Below are 582 nucleotides of genomic sequence, written 5' to 3' on the forward strand. Positions count from 1 at the left end.
TGTCAATGCCTGAAATAGGTTGACCGTTTAAAAGTAAAATTTTAAACATAAAATCTATTATCCATGGCAAACAAAAAATCGTATCTTCAAAGTGTGTCGCAAAGACGCCTTCGTCATTTTAGTGACAGTTTTAAAATTGAGAAAGTTCGAGAAATAGAACAAGGTCGAACTCGTGTTTCAGAAATTTGTAAACAATACGAAGTATCAGGCACCAATGTGTACAAATGGATTTCTAAATTCGGCACTATGAAAACCAATAAAACGCGAGTGATAGTAGAAACACAGAGTGATACACAAGAGTTGTTATTACTCAAGAAGAAAGTAGCTGAACTAGAGCGTATCGTCGGTCAAAAGCAAATTTTGCTTGATTTTAAGGATAAAATGATTGATCTAGCTGAGCAGGCATATGGGGTTGATATTAAAAAAAAATTCGATTCAAAACCCTCAGATACTATTGGCTTACCCGAGAAAAACATCCCTTCAGTTTGAATGAATTATATCGAAGCCTTGGCATGAGTAAGCAAGCTGTCCACCAACAGTTGAACCGACAAATCAAGCAGGAAAAAGTTCAGCATCATTTAT

General features: G+C 35.6%; 1 protein-coding gene. It reads left to right on the plus strand.

Annotated elements, in window-relative coordinates:
• The first annotated feature begins 63 nt into the window (after nucleotides 1-63).
• Nucleotides 64-489, plus strand: coding sequence for a transposase (locus tag EWU23_RS13740; RefSeq protein WP_166233183.1), 426 nt, complete (start codon nucleotides 64-66; stop codon nucleotides 487-489).
• The last annotated feature ends 93 nt before the right edge of the window (nucleotides 490-582 follow it).

It is taken from the genome of Aquirufa beregesia (assembly GCF_011090385.1).
In the GTDB taxonomy this organism is placed as follows: Bacteria; Bacteroidota; Bacteroidia; order Cytophagales; family Spirosomataceae; genus Aquirufa; species Aquirufa beregesia.

Bases quoted from the DNA above. Each gene is read 5' to 3' on its own strand.
- EWU23_RS13740 (WP_166233183.1), top strand. From the start codon at position 64: ATGGCAAACAAAAAATCGTATCTTCAAAGTGTGTCGCAAAGACGCCTT.